At 55.8% G+C, this 16,478-nt stretch carries 12 protein-coding genes and 2 pseudogenes; 11 read left to right on the top strand and 3 right to left on the bottom strand.

What is annotated here, in order from left to right:
• Nucleotide 1: 1 nt before the first annotated feature.
• Nucleotides 2–757, top strand: coding sequence for a type I methionyl aminopeptidase (map, locus tag UC14_RS02075; protein ID WP_370447429.1), 756 nt, complete (start codon nt 2–4; stop codon nt 755–757).
• Nucleotides 758–812: 55 nt separating this feature from the next.
• On the opposite strand, the gene UC14_RS02080 is transcribed toward map, so the two are convergent.
• The 3 genes from UC14_RS02080 to UC14_RS02090 form a co-directional block, all read right to left on the bottom strand.
• A complete protein-coding gene (locus tag UC14_RS02080) occupies nt 813–1,295 on the bottom strand; it encodes a PadR family transcriptional regulator (RefSeq protein WP_223509528.1) in 483 nt (160 codons plus the stop codon).
• Between the two features lie 2 nt (nt 1,296–1,297).
• Entirely contained in the window at nt 1,298–2,110 is an 813-nt protein-coding gene (locus UC14_RS02085) for a siderophore-interacting protein (protein WP_112197144.1), read from the bottom strand.
• 138 nt (nt 2,111–2,248) lie between these two features.
• On the bottom strand, nt 2,249–2,860 hold the full coding sequence (locus tag UC14_RS02090; RefSeq protein ID WP_013578092.1) for a TetR/AcrR family transcriptional regulator: 612 nt from the start codon (nt 2,858–2,860) through the stop codon (nt 2,249–2,251).
• Between the two features lie 387 nt (nt 2,861–3,247).
• Here UC14_RS02090 and UC14_RS02100 point away from each other — a divergent pair.
• The 10 genes and pseudogenes from UC14_RS02100 to UC14_RS02145 all read left to right on the top strand — a co-directional run bounded on the left by UC14_RS02100 (nt 3,248) and on the right by UC14_RS02145 (nt 16,433).
• A pseudogene (locus UC14_RS02100) lies at nt 3,248–5,619 on the top strand (TonB-dependent receptor domain-containing protein).
• 207 nt (nt 5,620–5,826) lie between these two features.
• Nucleotides 5,827–6,489: a DUF3313 domain-containing protein gene (locus tag UC14_RS02105; RefSeq protein ID WP_112197145.1), complete on the top strand. Its 663-nt coding sequence runs from the start codon at nt 5,827–5,829 to the stop codon at nt 6,487–6,489.
• Nucleotides 6,490–6,515: 26 nt separating this feature from the next.
• Entirely contained in the window at nt 6,516–7,133 is a 618-nt protein-coding gene (locus UC14_RS02110; protein WP_013578089.1) for a paraquat-inducible protein A, read from the top strand.
• Complete coding sequence (locus UC14_RS02115; protein WP_112197146.1) at nt 7,130–7,753, top strand: paraquat-inducible protein A; 624 nt, start codon at nt 7,130–7,132, stop codon at nt 7,751–7,753. The genes UC14_RS02110 and UC14_RS02115 overlap by 4 nt, the downstream gene beginning before the upstream one ends.
• On the top strand, nt 7,746–9,341 hold the full coding sequence (locus UC14_RS02120) for an intermembrane transport protein PqiB (RefSeq protein ID WP_112197147.1): 1,596 nt from the start codon (nt 7,746–7,748) through the stop codon (nt 9,339–9,341). The genes UC14_RS02115 and UC14_RS02120 overlap by 8 nt, the downstream gene beginning before the upstream one ends.
• Nucleotides 9,338–9,919, top strand: a complete 582-nt coding sequence (locus UC14_RS02125; protein WP_112197148.1) for a membrane integrity-associated transporter subunit PqiC — start codon at nt 9,338–9,340, stop codon at nt 9,917–9,919. Before UC14_RS02120 ends, UC14_RS02125 begins: the two co-directional genes overlap by 4 nt.
• A gap of 271 nt (nt 9,920–10,190) precedes the next feature.
• The gene (locus UC14_RS02130; RefSeq protein ID WP_013578085.1) at nt 10,191–10,682 is read left to right on the top strand and encodes a PadR family transcriptional regulator; all 492 of its coding nucleotides are present in this window, start codon (nt 10,191–10,193) and stop codon (nt 10,680–10,682) included.
• A 126-nt stretch (nt 10,683–10,808) separates the two neighbouring features.
• Nucleotides 10,809–11,948 carry an efflux RND transporter periplasmic adaptor subunit gene (locus UC14_RS02135; protein WP_112197149.1) on the top strand — a complete coding sequence of 380 codons (1,140 nt, stop codon included), beginning with the start codon at nt 10,809–10,811 and terminating at the stop codon, nt 11,946–11,948.
• Nucleotides 11,948–15,063, top strand: a pseudogene (locus tag UC14_RS02140) (efflux RND transporter permease subunit). Before UC14_RS02135 ends, UC14_RS02140 begins: the two are co-directional and overlap by 1 nt.
• Complete coding sequence (locus UC14_RS02145) at nt 15,063–16,433, top strand: efflux transporter outer membrane subunit (RefSeq protein ID WP_119262443.1); 1,371 nt, start codon at nt 15,063–15,065, stop codon at nt 16,431–16,433. Before UC14_RS02140 ends, UC14_RS02145 begins: the two are co-directional and overlap by 1 nt.
• Nucleotides 16,434–16,478: the final 45 nt, after the last annotated feature.

Consider the following 16,478-nt stretch of genomic DNA (forward strand, 5'->3'; position numbering starts at 1 on the left):
CATGGTCAAAACGCCGGAAGGCATCGATAAAGCCCGTATCGCCGGTAAACTGGCGGCGCGCGTGTTGCATATGATCACGCCGTACGTAGTGCCAGGCGTTACGACTAACGAACTGGACCGCATCTGCCACGATTTTATCGTCAACGAATTGCAGGCGATCCCGGCCAATATCGGTTATCACGGCTATCAGAAAACCACCTGCACCTCCGTCAACCACGTGATTTGTCACGGCATTCCTTCCGATAAGGCGCTGAAAAAAGGCGATATTGTTAACATCGACGTGGCGCTGATCAAAGACGGCTGGTACGGCGATACCAGCCGTATGTATTACGCCGGTGAACCCGGCATTATGGCGCGCCGTCTGGTGGATACCACCTATGAAGCAATGATGGCCGGTATTGCAGTGGTACGTCCCGGCGCAACGCTCGGCGACGTCGGCCATGCGATTGCCACTGTCGCGAAACGCGAAGGGTTTTCCATTGTGGAAGAGTATTGCGGTCACGGCATCGGCATGGGTTATCACGAAGATCCGCAGGTGCTGCATTATGGCGAGCAAGGTCACGGGCTGGTATTGCAGGAAGGCATGTTATTTACCATCGAGCCGATGCTCAATGCCGGTAAAAAACAAAACAAAGTCCTGCCCGATGGCTGGACCGTGGTGACTAAAGATCATTCGTTGTCCGCACAATGGGAACATATGATTGCGGTGACGAAAGATGGTTATGAAATACTGACCCCGTGGCCGGAAGATAAGTGACAATACCGGGACAGTAAAGCCTCCATCCGGAGGCTTTTTGCTTTCTGAGGTACGGCTAACTGCGCTCGATTTCTTTTGTCGCCCGGTCTAACGCATCGGTGATTTTATACAGTGTCTCCTGTCCGATGGGGCCTTTCGCCAGCCGCAGGTTCAGCGCCATGCGGATATTGTTTATCGCGCGCTGCATTTCAGGAATGCTGCGATTGTTGGATAAAATCGCCAGCGAATGCAGTTTCTCCGTCACTGAGCCGAGCAGTTCTCCCTGTTCAGCCAGCGATTGCGAACCTTCCGGTGTAATCGCATATTGCTTCTTACCGCCCTCTTCCTGGCTGGCCGAAATCAACCCCTGTTCTTCTAAAAAGGTCAGGTTCGGATAAATGATACTGGCGCTCGGCGTGTATTCACCTTTGGATAATTCTTCGATGGCCTTGATCAGCTCATAACCGTGGGCGGGACGCCGCTGCAAAAAATGCAGCATCAGCAGGCGGATATCCCCCGTTTCGAACATTCTTTCGCGGCGGTGTTTATGATTCATCATCGTTATTTATTATGCCAATAGGCCACACAACGCACCAGGTTCGCATCCAATCCACGGGTTTCCACGAAATAATCATTCAGCCCTTTGGCGAATTTCCCTTCACCGGTGACCCAGATGTAGTAATCGCTTTCTGGCAGCGGCAGGCTTTTCAGTTTTTTAACCGCCGCGTCATCTTCCTGATAACCGTTGTGCTCATCGCTGACAATCCATTCAATGTTGAAGTCTTGTTCATCATCTAAATAGCTGACGCAACTCACGTCTTTCACTTTCACCAGCACGGTGATTTTGGCGTCGGACGCCGCCTGTTTCAGCTCACGCAGACGGCGTTTCACCGCCGGAAGACCGGTTTCATCGCAGACATACAACTGCCATTTATAGGTGGTCGGGATGATCAGTGAACCACGTGGCCCGCCGATGATCAGTTTATCGCCCGGCTTCGCATCAGCCGCCCATTCGCTGGCGACACCCCCGTCGTGAATATAGAAATCCAGCGTCAGTTCGTTGGTCTGTGCATCGTAATGCAGCGGCGTGTATTCGCGGTTCAGCGGACGCGGCCCTTCGCCCCACACGATCCCTTCTTCGGTTGCAGCGGGTGGTGTAATGGCATCCCCCGGATTCGCCGGGAAAAACAGTTTGATGTGGTCATCGAAGCCGCGTGACGTAAACCCGCTCAGCTCGTCGCCGTTTAATACAATGCGTTTAAAACAGCCGGAAATCGTTTCACTGCTTTTTACCGTGATATGACGGAAAATCAGTTCATTTTTGACACGAACCGGCAGATTTGCGGCAGGGGTTTCAGTGCGATGTTGTGCCATCACGTTCTCTCTTTTGCGATAAGGTCTACCGAAAGATATATCTTAGTCATGTTTTCCGCAATCCCGGAAAGTGTAAGGAAAAACAAAAAAGCCATCGCGGTGGATGGCTTCGGATTGCAGTGGCCGGAGGAAGAATGGCTAGCGCACGGCGCCGTACAGGAACATCTCGACGGCGTTTTTCACCAGTTGCTTGATCTCGATGACGTCCAGTGGCGCAGGGTCGCTCTGGTACAAACGCATATTGGTTTGCGCCGTCACCAGCGCCAGAAACTGGCGCGCGCGCAAATCGGCATCAGCATTGCCGAGTTGCCCTTTTTGCATCGCCAGCGCTAAAAATGCCGCCAGTGATTCGATGGCTTCACCCGGACCGGCATCGTGAAACAACATACCGATGTCAGAACGCCCGGCTTCAGCAATCACCATCCGGTATACCGCCAGCGCGGTACCGTCGTTGGTCAGCACCAGCAACATTCTTTCACCAAAACGGGTCAGCACCGTTTCCAGCGGCAGATCAGGCAAGGGGGCGGAAAGCCCGTCAACGGCATCGGAAAGATGCCCGGTGGCGTAGGCTTTAACCACCGCCACCAGCAGCGATTCTTTGGAGGGAAAGTAATTGTAAAGTGTGGCTTTTGATCCGCCAAGCCGCCGGGCAAGCTCATTCATCGAAGCACGCTCGTAGCCGCACTCCTGAAATAATTCCGCCGCGGCATCCACAATGGCATCCCTTCTGGCCTCAGTACGTACCTTCATTTTCACTCCTTAACTGTACGGTACAGTTTCTATTTGTACCCACTCTAACCATGCCTTTCCGGCTTGTAAAGCCGCGCCCCCCTGGCCCGTTTCGAAAGACGAATTGCAAAGATTTCGTTAAGAACTACATTTTTTTTATCATTTTGTTGATAACAATTATCAGTATCATTATCATTCTCACGAAGCCGAAATGGGTGCGGATGTTAAATAAACCCATATTTTATAAGGACAATGGCCTTTTCACGGAAGAATTGCATGCAGATGACCAGCGCGTCTGATTTGTCGAAAGGCAGTAAATGCGAGCAGAACTTAAAAAAATTAGTCCAGGACTTATAACAAATGTTCAAATCCTTTACACAGCAGGGTTTGGTGAAAAACGTCATTTTCATGGGGACGATTCTCACCACCACCTTTAACGTAAATGCAGCGGAAGCCGTTAAAGACAATACCGATCTCACAGCAAGCAATACGCAATCTTCTGAAGCCATCAAAAAAAAACCGGCGGTGCGTACCGCGCAGGATCTGGCGCAGAACAATGAAGAAGTCATGACTGTCACCGAAACGATGCCGGATAAAAAACCAGGCTCGAAAACCACCATCACGGCGGCAGAAATGCAGCGAAAAGGCGGTAATGATTTCGGCACTATCATGCGTTATGAGCCGCTGATCACCGCGACCGGCGCGAGTGGCGGCTCCGGCAATGGCAAAAGCGGCTTCGACCGCAGCGGTTATACCGGCTATAACATCCGTGGCCTGGAAAGCAACCGCGTCGGTATTGACGTCGACGGTATTCCGCAGCCAAACGCTACCGGGCGCAGCTACGTCAGCCGTGCGGGCCTGAATACCTTTGGTATTGGCCGCGATTACATCGACCCGTATATTTACGGTCAGGTGGATATTGAATCCGGCGCCACATCAGCCGATCGCGCCAACACCTCCATCGGCGGTGCCGTTTCCTTCCTGCCAAAATCTGCCGACGATTACCTGCGTCCGGGCAAGGAAGTCTATTTCGGTTACCAGTCTGATTATGATTCTTCGGATCGTTCCTGGCACAACGGCATCACCGCTGCCGCCGGTGACGAAACCTGCGGGGCCTGATCGCCATCAGCCGCCGCGACGGCCAGGAAACCAGCAACAACAGCGATACGCTCGATGCGTATCCGGCCAACTGGCACTCTGACGCCATTATGACGTCGGTCATCTGGCAGCCGAATGATGCGCATAAAATCACCGGCACCCTCGATTACTACGAGAAAGTGAACCACACCCATTACGATACCTGGAACAATGCTGGCAGCGCGATTCTGGGTACCGCACAACAGCAAAGTAACACCCGCCGCTGGGGCGCGAGCCTGAAAGATGAATGGACGCCATTCAACGATTACGTGGATGCCATCGTCTCGAAAGTGTATTACCAGTACACTCAGGCACACGACAACACCTATCTGCCAAACGAAAGTAAGCAGATGATGAACGTCTACTCAAACTATGACGTGAACACTTACGGCGCGGAGACCAGCTGGCTAAAAACGCTGGGTCGCCATGAGCTGAGTGCCGGTATCAACGGCCGCGTGTCCAACACTGAACGTCCGTTCCGCGAAAGCCCGGATCAAAGTGCTTTCACGACTATCATGCAGCCGGAAGCTAACAGCCGGACGTATATCCTCGGCGGCTTCCTGCAAGACACCATTAAGTTTGACCTCGACGGCCATAACTTCTCTGTGGTGCCTGCGGTGCGTGTCGCGTATCAGAATACCAAGGCAGAAAACCTGTCAGACTTGTCCAACAGCATTGTTTCTGAAGATCAGGTTTCCACCTTGTACGGTAAAGCCAACTCCGATACACAGGCCCTGCCATCACTGGCCTTCACCTATGACATCACCCCTAAGCTGATGACTTACCTGCAGTACCAGCGCGGTGCCCAGTTCCCGGATGCCAGCCAGCTTTACGGCTCCTGGAACCTCGGTTCTAACTACGCAGGCCGTGGTCAGTACGCGCTGATCGGTAACACTAATCTGAAAACCGAAACCAGCAATAACTTTGAATGGGGCATGAAAGGCGAAGCCACGGAAGGCGTGACCTTCAAGACTTCTCTCTTCTATAACACCTACAAAAACTTCATTGCTAACACCCGCTACACCCGCGCGGGCAGCCCGGGTATGTTCACCAATGTGCCCTCCAATATTTATACGATTTATCAGGCAGAAAACCGCGATGAAGCCTTTATCTACGGTGGCGATCTGAGTACCAAAATTAACTACGGTACCTGGTTCAGCAGCGTTGATGGCCTGAGCACCACCTTCGCACTGGGTTATGCCAAGGGTGAATCGAAATCCAGCTACGATGGCGACAAATATGTTGACCTCGACAGCGTGCCGCCAATGAAGTTTGTGGCTGGCGTGGCATGGGATGCGCCATCCGGCATCTACGGCACCGCCCTGACCGCCACCTTCGTGAAAGGTAAAAAAGCCGAAGCGACCAGCCGCCAGAGCTACACCAATGCCGGGACGCCAATCACGGGTTCCACCACCGAATACATGAATGTGCCGGGCTACGGTATGGTGGATGCAACGGCCTACTGGAAAGTCGCGAAGAACGTGAAACTCAGCGGTGGCGTTTATAACATCACCGACCGCAAATACTGGGATTATCTGAGCAGCCGCACCCTGACCGAAACCACCAATCAGGATGAGTACAACAAAGCGCTGGCTGTGATGCCGGGTCGCAGCTTCCAGTTGGGCGTGAACGTCGATTTCTAACCGATAACGCCCGAACGGACAACATCATAGGCGTCATGTGCAAACATGACGCCTTTTTTACGCCTTGTGACCTTCTCCTCAAAACTAAACCCACCTGTACATTTTCTTGACATGGGAATTTTATTACTCCATAAATGAACCGTACCGTACGGTTTTGAAATAAACCGAAACCGACGTCCCGCGACGATTCTTAAAAAGGTAGGAAAAATGTCTGCATCCGTTCACGGCTATTCTCTGGCGGCTTTGATTTCTTTGGGTTTTCTCACCGGGTGCGCGAGTACCCAGCCTGTGCCCTACACCGGGGTCACCTCTTCTCCACAAATGAAACCTGATACCCGGGACGATTCAGGCCATATCGCATACAGCTACAACACCCCGACGGACTGGAATAAATACAGCCGCGCGATCCTCGATCCGGTGGTGATTTATCAGGGCAAGGATGCCCAGTTTGATGACGTCACGGCGGAGCAAAAACAGCAACTGGCGGCGTACATGCAGCAGCAGTTCGGCAAAAGTGTCGGCGGGCGTTTCCCGCTGACGAACGCTATTACCCCAGGCACCTTACGTATCCGGCTGACGCTCACCGGCGCGCAAACCACCACCGCGTTTCTGGGCACGTTCACCCGCTTTGATCTGATGGGCGGGCCGTACAACATCGTGCAGTCAGTGCGCGGCAAACAGGGTTCATTCACCGGCTCCGTGAGTTATGCGGTGGAAATTTATGACGCCCCCTCCAATCAGCTGCTGAAGGCTTATATCGCGAAGCAATACCCGAACTCGCTGAACATTGGCGCGACCTGGGGTGCGCTGAGTGCGGCCGAAACCGGGCTGGATAAAGGCGCGGAACAGTTGCAGGCACAACTGAAATAAGTGACGGCAGGACACAGGACATCACCATGAAAATCTATCCGCAGCAGGTCGTTTGCAAACATTGCGACAGTCTGTATACCCGAAAACCTGTGCGGTCCGGCGAGGCCGCACATTGCCAGCGTTGCCGTGCCGTACTGTATCGGGGAAGCTGGCTGAGTCTGGAACAATGGTTTGCGCTGACGGTCACCGCCGCGCTGTTTTTCATTATCGCCAATGCCTTCCCGGTGCTGGAAATTCAGTTTCATGGTCAGGTGCAGGCGGCAACGTTGTGGCAAACCGCGATGGCGCTGGCGTACAGCTACGCATCGCCACTGGCCATTCCGCTGGCCATGCTGATCATCGTCTGTCCGTGTCTGCAAATTCTCTTATTGGGTTGGGTGTTATGGCACGCCTGCCGGAAAAAAGCCGCGCCGGGACTCGCTTCTGCGATGCGTTTGCTGGCCGGGCTGGCACCCTGGAGCATGGCGGAAGTGGCGTTGCTGAGCATTCTTATCGCCGCCATCAAACTCTCGGGACTGGTGCAAATCACCCCCGGCCCCGGCACATGGGCGCTGCTCGGGTTGTGCCTGTTATTGCCGGTGATCAACCATCAGGATTTCCACCCGCTGTGGAGCCTCAAAACGCTGAAAGGCCAGCGCGAATGACGCCGGTTCCGCACGCATTAACGCAGGGCATCGTGCGCTGTCATGTCTGCGGACTGGTCTGCGAACAGGTGCCTGGCGTGCGGGCGTTGCCGTGTCCGCGCTGCCATGCGCCGCTGCATCCGCGATTGCCGGACAGCCTCAGCCAGTCATGGGCATTGCTGCTCACCGGGCTGTTGCTGTATCTGCCCGCCAATTTACTGCCGGTGATGTACAACAGTTTTGCCGGTCGCGGCAGTGAAAGCACCATTCTGGGCGGTATTGCCGGGTTCTGGGATGCCGGTGATTACATCATCGCAGCAATCATTTTTACCGCCAGCATTGTCGTGCCGTGTGCTAAGTTCCTGATCCTCGGCGGGCTGCTGATCGCGGTACAACGACGTCCCGCTTCCGGTCAGCTTCGTCGCTCGCGCCTGTTCCGCCTGACGGAACATATCGGTTACTGGTCGATGCTCGATGTGATGGTGGTCGCGATGATCGCAGCGCTGGTGCAGTTCCCCGGCCTCAGCACTGCCGAACCGCGCATCGGTATTGTTTTTTTTGGCGCAGTGGTGATCTTCACCCTGCTGGCTGCCCTGAAGTTAGACCCGCGTTTGCTCTGGGAAAATCAGAATAATGACTGAACACGCTTCACCCCCGCCGGACATTGTCCCGCGCCGTTTTCGCCCCTCGCTGATCTGGCTGGTGCCCGCCATAGCGGCATCAGTGGGTTTGTTTTTGCTGTTACAGGTCTGGGCGGATACCGGCCCGGAAATCTCCATTACTTTTCAGACCGCCAGCGGATTAGAAGCCGGTAAAACCGAAGTGAAATACAAAGACGTCACGGTCGGGCGGGTGAAATCGATTTCGCTCAGCCCCGACAGCCGGCGCGTGCTGGTCACCGTTTCACTGATGAAAAACGCCGAAAATCTGCCCAGGGAGGACACCCGTTTTTGGGTCGTGCGTCCGCGCATCGGCATGGGCGGCGTATCGGGTATCGATACCCTGCTTTCCGGCGCGTATATCAGCCTTGATACCGGCACATCGCAGAAATCCGGCAGTGACTTTCAGGGACTGGAATCGCCCCCGGCGGTGATCAACGGTATGCCCGGCAAACAGTTTGAAGTGGTGGCCGACGATCTGGGTTCACTGGATATCGGTTCGGCGGTGTATTACCGCCGCGTGCCGGTCGGGCGGGTCTCTTCCTATGCGCTGCGCCCTGACGGCAAAGGCGTCAGCCTGAACGTATTTATCGATGCGCCGTATGACCGGTTCGTCACTTCCGCCACCCGTTTCTGGAATGCCAGCGGCGTGGATTTATCACTCGATTCTGAAGGTTTGCAGATCAAAACGCAGACCATGGCGTCGGTGATTGCCGGAGGCATCGCGTTTGCCAATCCACCTGACGACAGCACGGCAAAACCGGCAGCCAGCCACCGCGTATATACGCTGGCAGACGATCAGGCCTCGGCAATGACCCCGCCGGACGGCACGCCGCAGGTGTTGCAGTTGCGCTTCCAGCAGTCGCTGCGCGGCATGAAAACCGGCGCGCCGGTGGAGTTTTCCAGCGTGAAGCTCGGGAAAGTCACGGCGATTGAGCTCGATTACGACCCTGCCGCTTCACGGTTTATCTCGGTGGCGACGATTGAGGTGTATCCGAACCGCTTAGGGCATGTGCAGGAGAAACTGCCGAAACCTGAAAAAGACGGCCAGCAGCAGGCTGCCACGTTCCTGCGCGACATGGTGAAACACGGACTGCGGGCGCAGGCGCGCACCGGCAATCTGCTCACCGGACAGTTGTATATCTCGCTCGATTTTGTGCCTTCGGCGCTGCCGGTGTCTTTTGATATGACTGCGCGTCCGTTGCAGATCCCCACACTCAATGGCGGCTTTGATCACCTGCAGGAACAGCTCGCGACACTGATTGGCAAGTTATCGACAATGCCCATTGAGTCGATTGGCAGCAATCTGGATGCCACACTGGGCAATCTCAATCAGACGCTGATTCAGGTGAACCGTCAGGTTCTGCCACAAACCACGCAAACCCTGCGCCAGTTCGATCAGACGATGGGCAGCGCACAAACCCTGCTGGCAGCGGACTCTCCGCTGTTGCAAACGCTGGCCGAATTCCAGCGGACATTATATTCCCTGCGCACCCTCACCGGCCTGCTCACGCGCCAGCCACAGGCGCTGATCGCCGGCAGAAACAATGAAAATAAGGAGCAACCATGAATGTCCTTCGCGTGATAACCGGGGTTTGCCTCCTGCTGGGGTTAAGCGGTTGCGCCTCTCCTGCGCCTCATTATTACACCCTGATCACACCTGCGGAGAATGCGCCATCTGCGATACCACCGGCTGCATTTGTGCTGCGCGTACAACCGGTGACCGTGCCTGAACAGCTTAATCAGCCGCAACTGGTGATACGTAAAAGTGACGGCGAAATCGTGATATCGGATAGCGCGTTGTGGGCCGCGCCGCTGCCGGAGGAAATACGCAGTGCGCTGTCGGCGCAGCTTGAACGCTCGCTGAATACAACAGACATCCGCGAATTGACACCGCCGCCCGATAAACCGGTTATCACCCTGCGCGTAACCGTGCAGCAACTGGATGCCTGGCCACAACGTCACGCCAGCCTGACAGCCCGCTGGCAACTGCGTTTTGGCGCAGATGAAAAAATGCTGACCTGTCGCTCACAGCATCAGATTGCCGTGACGGGTGGCGTGCCGGAACTTATCACCGCGCAACAGAAACTGATTGCGGCACTGGCCGCCGATGTTTCAGATGCCATAAAAAGCCGCCACTGCCGCTGAAAACCGGACTTTTTCGCAATGCTTACACGGCAAAAATAGGTTTACGGCATCTTTCCGCCGTTTATCTCAAGATCAATCAGTTACCCCTGTTCTGAACTGTTAAGAAGTGTCAGCAACAGGGGCGAACCTGAGAGCACCATCATGATTTAGTCATTATAAAACAACACATTAACACTATCCTTACGTTAGTTTCCCGCTCCGTCACTGTCTTGCCCTGCAAACTTGTAAGATATATCTTGAGGTCGTCGGCAATCAGCGAAGGAGAAAAATCATGAGCGAAACCGAACCTGCTGTACGGCGTAAAAGCAAACTGTTCACCCGTCAGGAACTGGCGCTGTTTGTGTTGCATCTGATCCAGATAAACCCGGTGCATGGCTACGAAATTATCAAAACCATCGAAGGCTATTCTATGGGGGTGTACATCCCCAGCCCCGGCGTGATTTACCCGATCCTGGCGCATATTGTTGACAACGGCTTTGCCACCGCCGCAGAAATAGAAGGCGGGAAAAAACAGTTTTCCATGACACCGGCCGGTTCTGAATATCTGGCGGCAAGAAGAAACGAAATCCGCGCCATAGAAGAAAAAATGAAAAAGCGCGTGATTGAAAATAACCCGCCGCCCGCACCTGAAATAATTTACGCCATTGAGAATTTAAAAATCACCGTACGGACGAAAGCCTATAACGGTGAGGTCACGCCGGAAATATATCAGCAGATGGTTAAATACATTAATGAGGTCACGAAGAAAATTCATGATTTATGATTCCTGATTTATAAACAACGGCACATCTTTAAATAATTTTAACGGGATCCTGACTGTTTTATTTCGATAAAACAGCCGGGGCTCCTTTGCCTTTAATTATATTATTTATTATTTACGGACACCAAAATGCCTTTAAGATTCTCCTGCTTATTGATACTTATCGCGCTGAGTGGTTGCGATAATTCACCACCGGCTCAGCCCACTGCCGCGCCCGCTGAAGTGGGCGTCGTCACGCTAAAAGCACAATCGTTCAATCTGGTCAGCGAATTAACCGGCCGGACCACCGCCACACTGACGGCGGATGTGCGGCCGCAGGTCGGCGGTATTATTCAAAAACGTTTATTCACCGAAGGCGACTGGGTTAAAGCCGGTCAGGCGCTGTATCAGATTGATCCGTCGTCGTATAAAGCGACGTACGATCAGGCTGCCGCTGCACTGAAAAGCGCCAAAGCGCTGGTGCTCTCGGATTGCCAGAAAGCCCGCCGTTATGCCGTACTGGTGAAAGAGCAAGGCGTGTCGCAGCAGGATGCGGAAGATGCGCAATCGGCCTGTGCAGAAGACCGCGCCAGCGTGGATGAAAAAGCCGCATCGCTGGAGTCGGCCAAAATCAATCTCGACTGGACGCGGGTCACGTCGCCGATTGCCGGTCGTATCGGCATTTCCTCCGTTACACCGGGCGCGCTGGTCTCTGCCGCGCAGGACACCGCGCTGGCGACGGTGCGAAATCTCGATTCAATGTACGTGGATCTCACCCGTTCCAGCGCCGATTTGCTCAGTCTGCGTAAACGCGCGCTGGCAGCGAACAGCGATGCTTTAAGTGTCACGCTCACCCTTGAAGACGGTTCAACCTACCCCGAAAAAGGTCGTCTGGAACTGACCGAAGTGGCGGTCGATGAAGCCACCGGTTCGGTCACGCTGCGCTCCGTGTTCCCGAATCCGCAACACGTTTTACTGCCGGGGATGTTTATCCGCGCTGACGTGGATGAAGGCGTCGTCGAAAATGCCGTGCTCGCGCCGCAACAAGGTGTGACACGGGATGCCAAAGGCGATGCCACCGCGCTGGTGGTTACCGCCGACAACAAAGTCGAACGACGTCATATCGAAACCGGCGAGGCTACCGGAACCCACTGGCTGATTGTCAAAGGTTTGCAGGCGGGTGATCGCGTGCTGGTGGAAGGCAGTGACAAAGTCACGGTGGGCGATACGGTGAAACCGGTTGAAGTGAATAACGCCGCCACTGCGAAAAGCACAGAAGGAGCCGCCTGATGTTCTCCCGCTTCTTTGTGCGTCGCCCGGTTTTTGCCTGGGTGATTGCGATTTTGATCATGATGGCCGGGATTATGGCGATCCGCACGCTGCCGGTCGCGCAGTATCCGGACGTCGCGCCTCCCTCAGTGAAAATCAAAGCCACCTATTCCGGGGCTAACGCCGAAACGCTGGAGAACAGCGTCACGCAGGTCATCGAACAACAACTGACCGGCCTGGATAATCTGCTGTATTTCAGCTCCAGCAGCAGTTCCGACGGGTCGGTGGATATCACCGTCACCTTCAAACAGGGCACCAATGCCGATACCGCGCAGGTGCAGGTGCAGAACAAAGTCCAGCAGGCGGAATCACGCCTGCCGACGGAAGTACAGGAAGCCGGGGTGACGGTCACCAAGTCGCAGTCCAGTTTCCTGCTGATCATGGCGGTGTACGATAAAACCGACAAAACCAGCAGCTCGGATATCGCCGACTGGCTGGTCAGTAATATGCAGGATCCGCTGGCGCGCGTCAGCGGCGTCGGCAGCTTGCAGGTGTTTGGTGCGGAATATGCCATGCGCATCTGGCTGGATCCCACCAAACTGGCGGCGTATGACCTGATGCCGTCAGATGTGGAAACGGCCATCGAAGCGCAAAACGTGCAAATCTCCGCCGGTAAAATTGGCGGTCTGCCGTCTTCCGCTTCACAACAACTGACCGCCACGGTGCGTGCGCAATCACGTCTGCAAACGCCGGAGCAGTTCCGTAACATCATTGTTAAAGGCAATACCGGCGGCGCGGTGGTGCGCATCAGTGATATCGCCCGCGTCGAAATGGGCAGCGAAGATTACACCGCGTCTTCACAGCTGAACGGTCATCCGGCGGCGGGTATGGCGGTGATGTTATCGCCGGGCGCCAACGCGCTCGATACCGCCACGCTGGTGAAAAACACCATCAGCGAATACCAGCGCAGCATGCCGAAAGGCTATGACGTCGCCTATCCGAAAGACAGCACCGAATTTATTAAAGTGTCGGTGGAAGACGTCATTAAAACGCTGATCGAAGCCATCGTGCTGGTCATCGTGGTGATGTATCTGTTTATGCAGAATCTGCGCGCCACGCTGATCCCCGCGCTGGCGGTGCCGGTGGTACTGCTCGGCACGTTCGGCGTACTGGCGCTGTTCGGCTATTCCATTAACACCCTGACGCTGTTCGCGATGGTGCTGGCCATCGGCCTGCTGGTGGATGACGCTATCGTGGTGGTGGAAAACGTTGAGCGCATCATGCGTGATGAAGGGCTTCCCGCCCGCGAGGCCACCGAGAAGTCGATGGGAGAAATCTCCGGCGCACTGGTGGCGATTGCGCTGGTGCTCTCTGCCGTGTTCCTGCCGATGGCGTTTTTCGGCGGCTCAACCGGCGTGATTTATCGCCAGTTCTCCGTCACCATTATTTCCGCCATGATACTTTCCGTGGTGGTGGCGCTGACCCTGACACCGGCGCTGTGCGGCGCATTTCTGCGCCATAAACCACAGGCTACCCGTGGTTTCTTCGGTGGCTTCAACCGTTTGTATTCGCGTACTGAACAACGCTACGAAAATGGCGTGACGCATGTGCAGCGCCGTCCGGTGGTGATGGCGCTGATTTACGGCGCCATGGCCGCACTGATGGGCGTGCTGATGTGGCAACTGCCGACCAGCTTCCTGCCGTCTGAAGATCAGGGCGAAGTCATGGTGCAATACACCCTGCCCGCAGGGGCGACAGCGAACCGTACCGAAGCCGTCAATTCCCGTGTTACAGAGTGGTTCCTCGGCAAAGAGAAAGCCAATACCAACGTCATATTCACCATCACCGGCTTTAACTTCAGCGGCAGCGGTCAGAATGCCGGGATGGCGTTTGTGTCACTGAAGAACTGGGATGAACGTCCGGGTGCCGTAAACACCGCGCAGGCGGTAGCCGGTCGCGCGATGCGGGATCTGGCGGTGATCCGCGACGCAAAGTCATCGCCATGACGCCGCCTTCCGTGGACGGGCTCGGGCAAAGCAACGGTTTCACCTTTGAGCTGATGGCTACCGGCGGCACCAGCCGCGCGGACTTACTCAAACTGCGCACCGAACTGCTGGCCCTGGCCGCCAAAAGTCCGGAACTGCAATCGGTTCGCGCCAATGATTTGCCACAAATGCCACAGTTGCAGGTGGATATCGACAACAACAAAGCCGTGGCGCTCGGGCTGACGCTCAGCGATGTCACTGCCACGCTAAGCAGCGCGTGGGGCGGCACTTACGTCAATGATTTCATTGACCGTGGCCGCGTCAAGGAAGTGTATATCCAGGGCGACAGCGAGTTTCGTTCCAAACCGGCGGATCTGAATAAATGGTTTGTGCGCAGCAGCGACGGTACCAGCATGACGCCGTTCTCCGCGTTCGCCACCACCCACTGGACCTATGGCCCGGAAAGTCTGGCGCGCTATAACGGATCAACTTCCTATGAGATCCAGGGCGAGAACACCGACGGCTACAGTTCCGGCGCGGCGATGGCAAAAATGGAAGCGCTGGCGGATAAATTACCCGCCGGTTCAACCTGGGCATGGAGCGGACTCTCTCTGCAGGAAAAGCTCGCCAGCGGTCAGGCGCTCAGCCTGTATGCCATCTCGATTCTGGTGGTATTCCTGTGTCTCGCCGCACTGTACGAAAGCTGGTCCGTGCCGTTCTCCGTGATCCTGGTGATCCCGCTCGGTCTGCTTGGCGCATCCCTTGCCGCCGAACTGCGTGGCCTGAATAACGACGTTTACTTCCAGGTGGCGCTGCTGACTACCATCGGCCTGTCGTCGAAAAACGCCATCCTGATAGTTGAGTTTGCCGAAGCAGCACTCAAACAAGGCAGCACCCTGACCGCTGCCGCGCTCTCCGCTGCCCGCACCCGTTTACGCCCGATCCTGATGACGTCGCTGGCCTTTATCGCCGGGGTGATGCCGCTGGCAGTCGCGACCGGCGCAGGGGCTAACAGCCGCATCGCCATCGGTACCGGCATTATTGGCGGCACCGTGACCGCCACCTTACTGGCTATTTTCTTTGTTCCGCTGTTCTTCGTGCTGGTGAAAAAAGTCTTCACCGGTCACAAAGACGCGCAGGAGTCAGCATGATTTTTCGTCTGAGTATTATTTCGCTGGCCATGTTGCTGGCAGGCTGTATCTCGCTGGATCCCGATTATCAGCGCCCTGCCGCGCCGGTGCCTGCAGTCTGGCCTGCGCAGGGCGCACAGCCAGCGGCTACCACGGTGCTGAGCGACTGGCAGGGCATCATGGCCGATGCGCGCCTGAATGCCGTGGTGGCCAAAGCGCTGACCAGCAACCGCGATTTGCAGGAAGCGATTGCTGATATTGAAGCCGCCAAAGCGCTGTATGGCGAGCAACGCGCCAGCCTGTTCCCGACGCTGGATGCTGAGCTTTCACAAACCCGCAGCCGGACGCAGGATGCAGGCGTCAGCAGCAGCGCCACCGCCGACGGTGCGGTCAGCAGTTTTGAAATCGACCTGTTTGGCCGTAACCGCAGCCTGAGCACAGCGGCAAAAGAAACCTGGCTGGCGAGTGAATCGACCGCGCAGAACACCCGTCTGACGCTGATTTCAGAAACCAGCACCGCGTGGATCACGCTGGCGGCGGACAACAGCAATCTGAAGCTGGCGCAGGACACCCTGAAAAGCGCGGCGGATTCGCTGAGCATTACGCAACGGCGGCAACAGGAAGGCGTCGCCTCGGGGCCGGACGTCAGCTCTTCGATGGCGATTTATCAGCAGGCACGCGCCAGTGTCGCCAGCTACCAGACGCTGGTCGCGCAGGACATCAACGCCCTGAATCTGCTGGCGGGCGACACCGTGGCGCAAAATCTGTTGCCGGGTACGCTGGAAAGCCTGGCACCGCAGGCCATCAAACTGGTGCCCGCCGGGATTTCGTCGTCGGTATTACTGCGCCGCCCGGACGTGCTGGAAGCGGAACATAATCTGAAAAGTGCCAATGCGGATATCGGCGCAGCGCGGGCGAATTTCTTCCCGACGCTCTCGCTGACTGCAAGCGCAGGCGTCGGCAGCAGTTCGCTGTCGAACCTGTTCAGCCACGGCAGCAATGTGTGGTCGTTCGCGCCCAGCCTGAGCCTGCCTCTGTTTACCGGCGGCAGTAATACCGCGCAGTTGCGCTACGCTGAAGCGGAGAAAAAGGGGCTGATTGCCGCGTATGAAAAAGCCATCCAGAGCGCCTTTAAAGATGTGGCGGACGCCCTCGCCCGCCGTGCCACGCTCAGTGAACAGATGGATGCCCAGCAGCAATATGTTGCGGCCGCACAGCGCAGTTATGATTTGGCGCGCCGCAGTTATGAAACCGGTGCGGGCGATTATCTGACGGTGCTTACCGATCAGCGTTCACTGTGGTCGGCGCAGACCGACCTGATTGCCCTGCAACAGACTGATTTTGAAAACCGTATCACCCTGTGGCAGACGCTGGGCGGCGGCGTGAAATAGCACACTATGGCAGGAGGGCACTTGCAGCTTGATATGTCGCCCCAA

This window comes from Rahnella sp. NRRL B-41462 (assembly GCF_003263525.1).
Classification (GTDB): domain Bacteria; phylum Pseudomonadota; class Gammaproteobacteria; order Enterobacterales; family Enterobacteriaceae; genus Rahnella; species Rahnella aceris.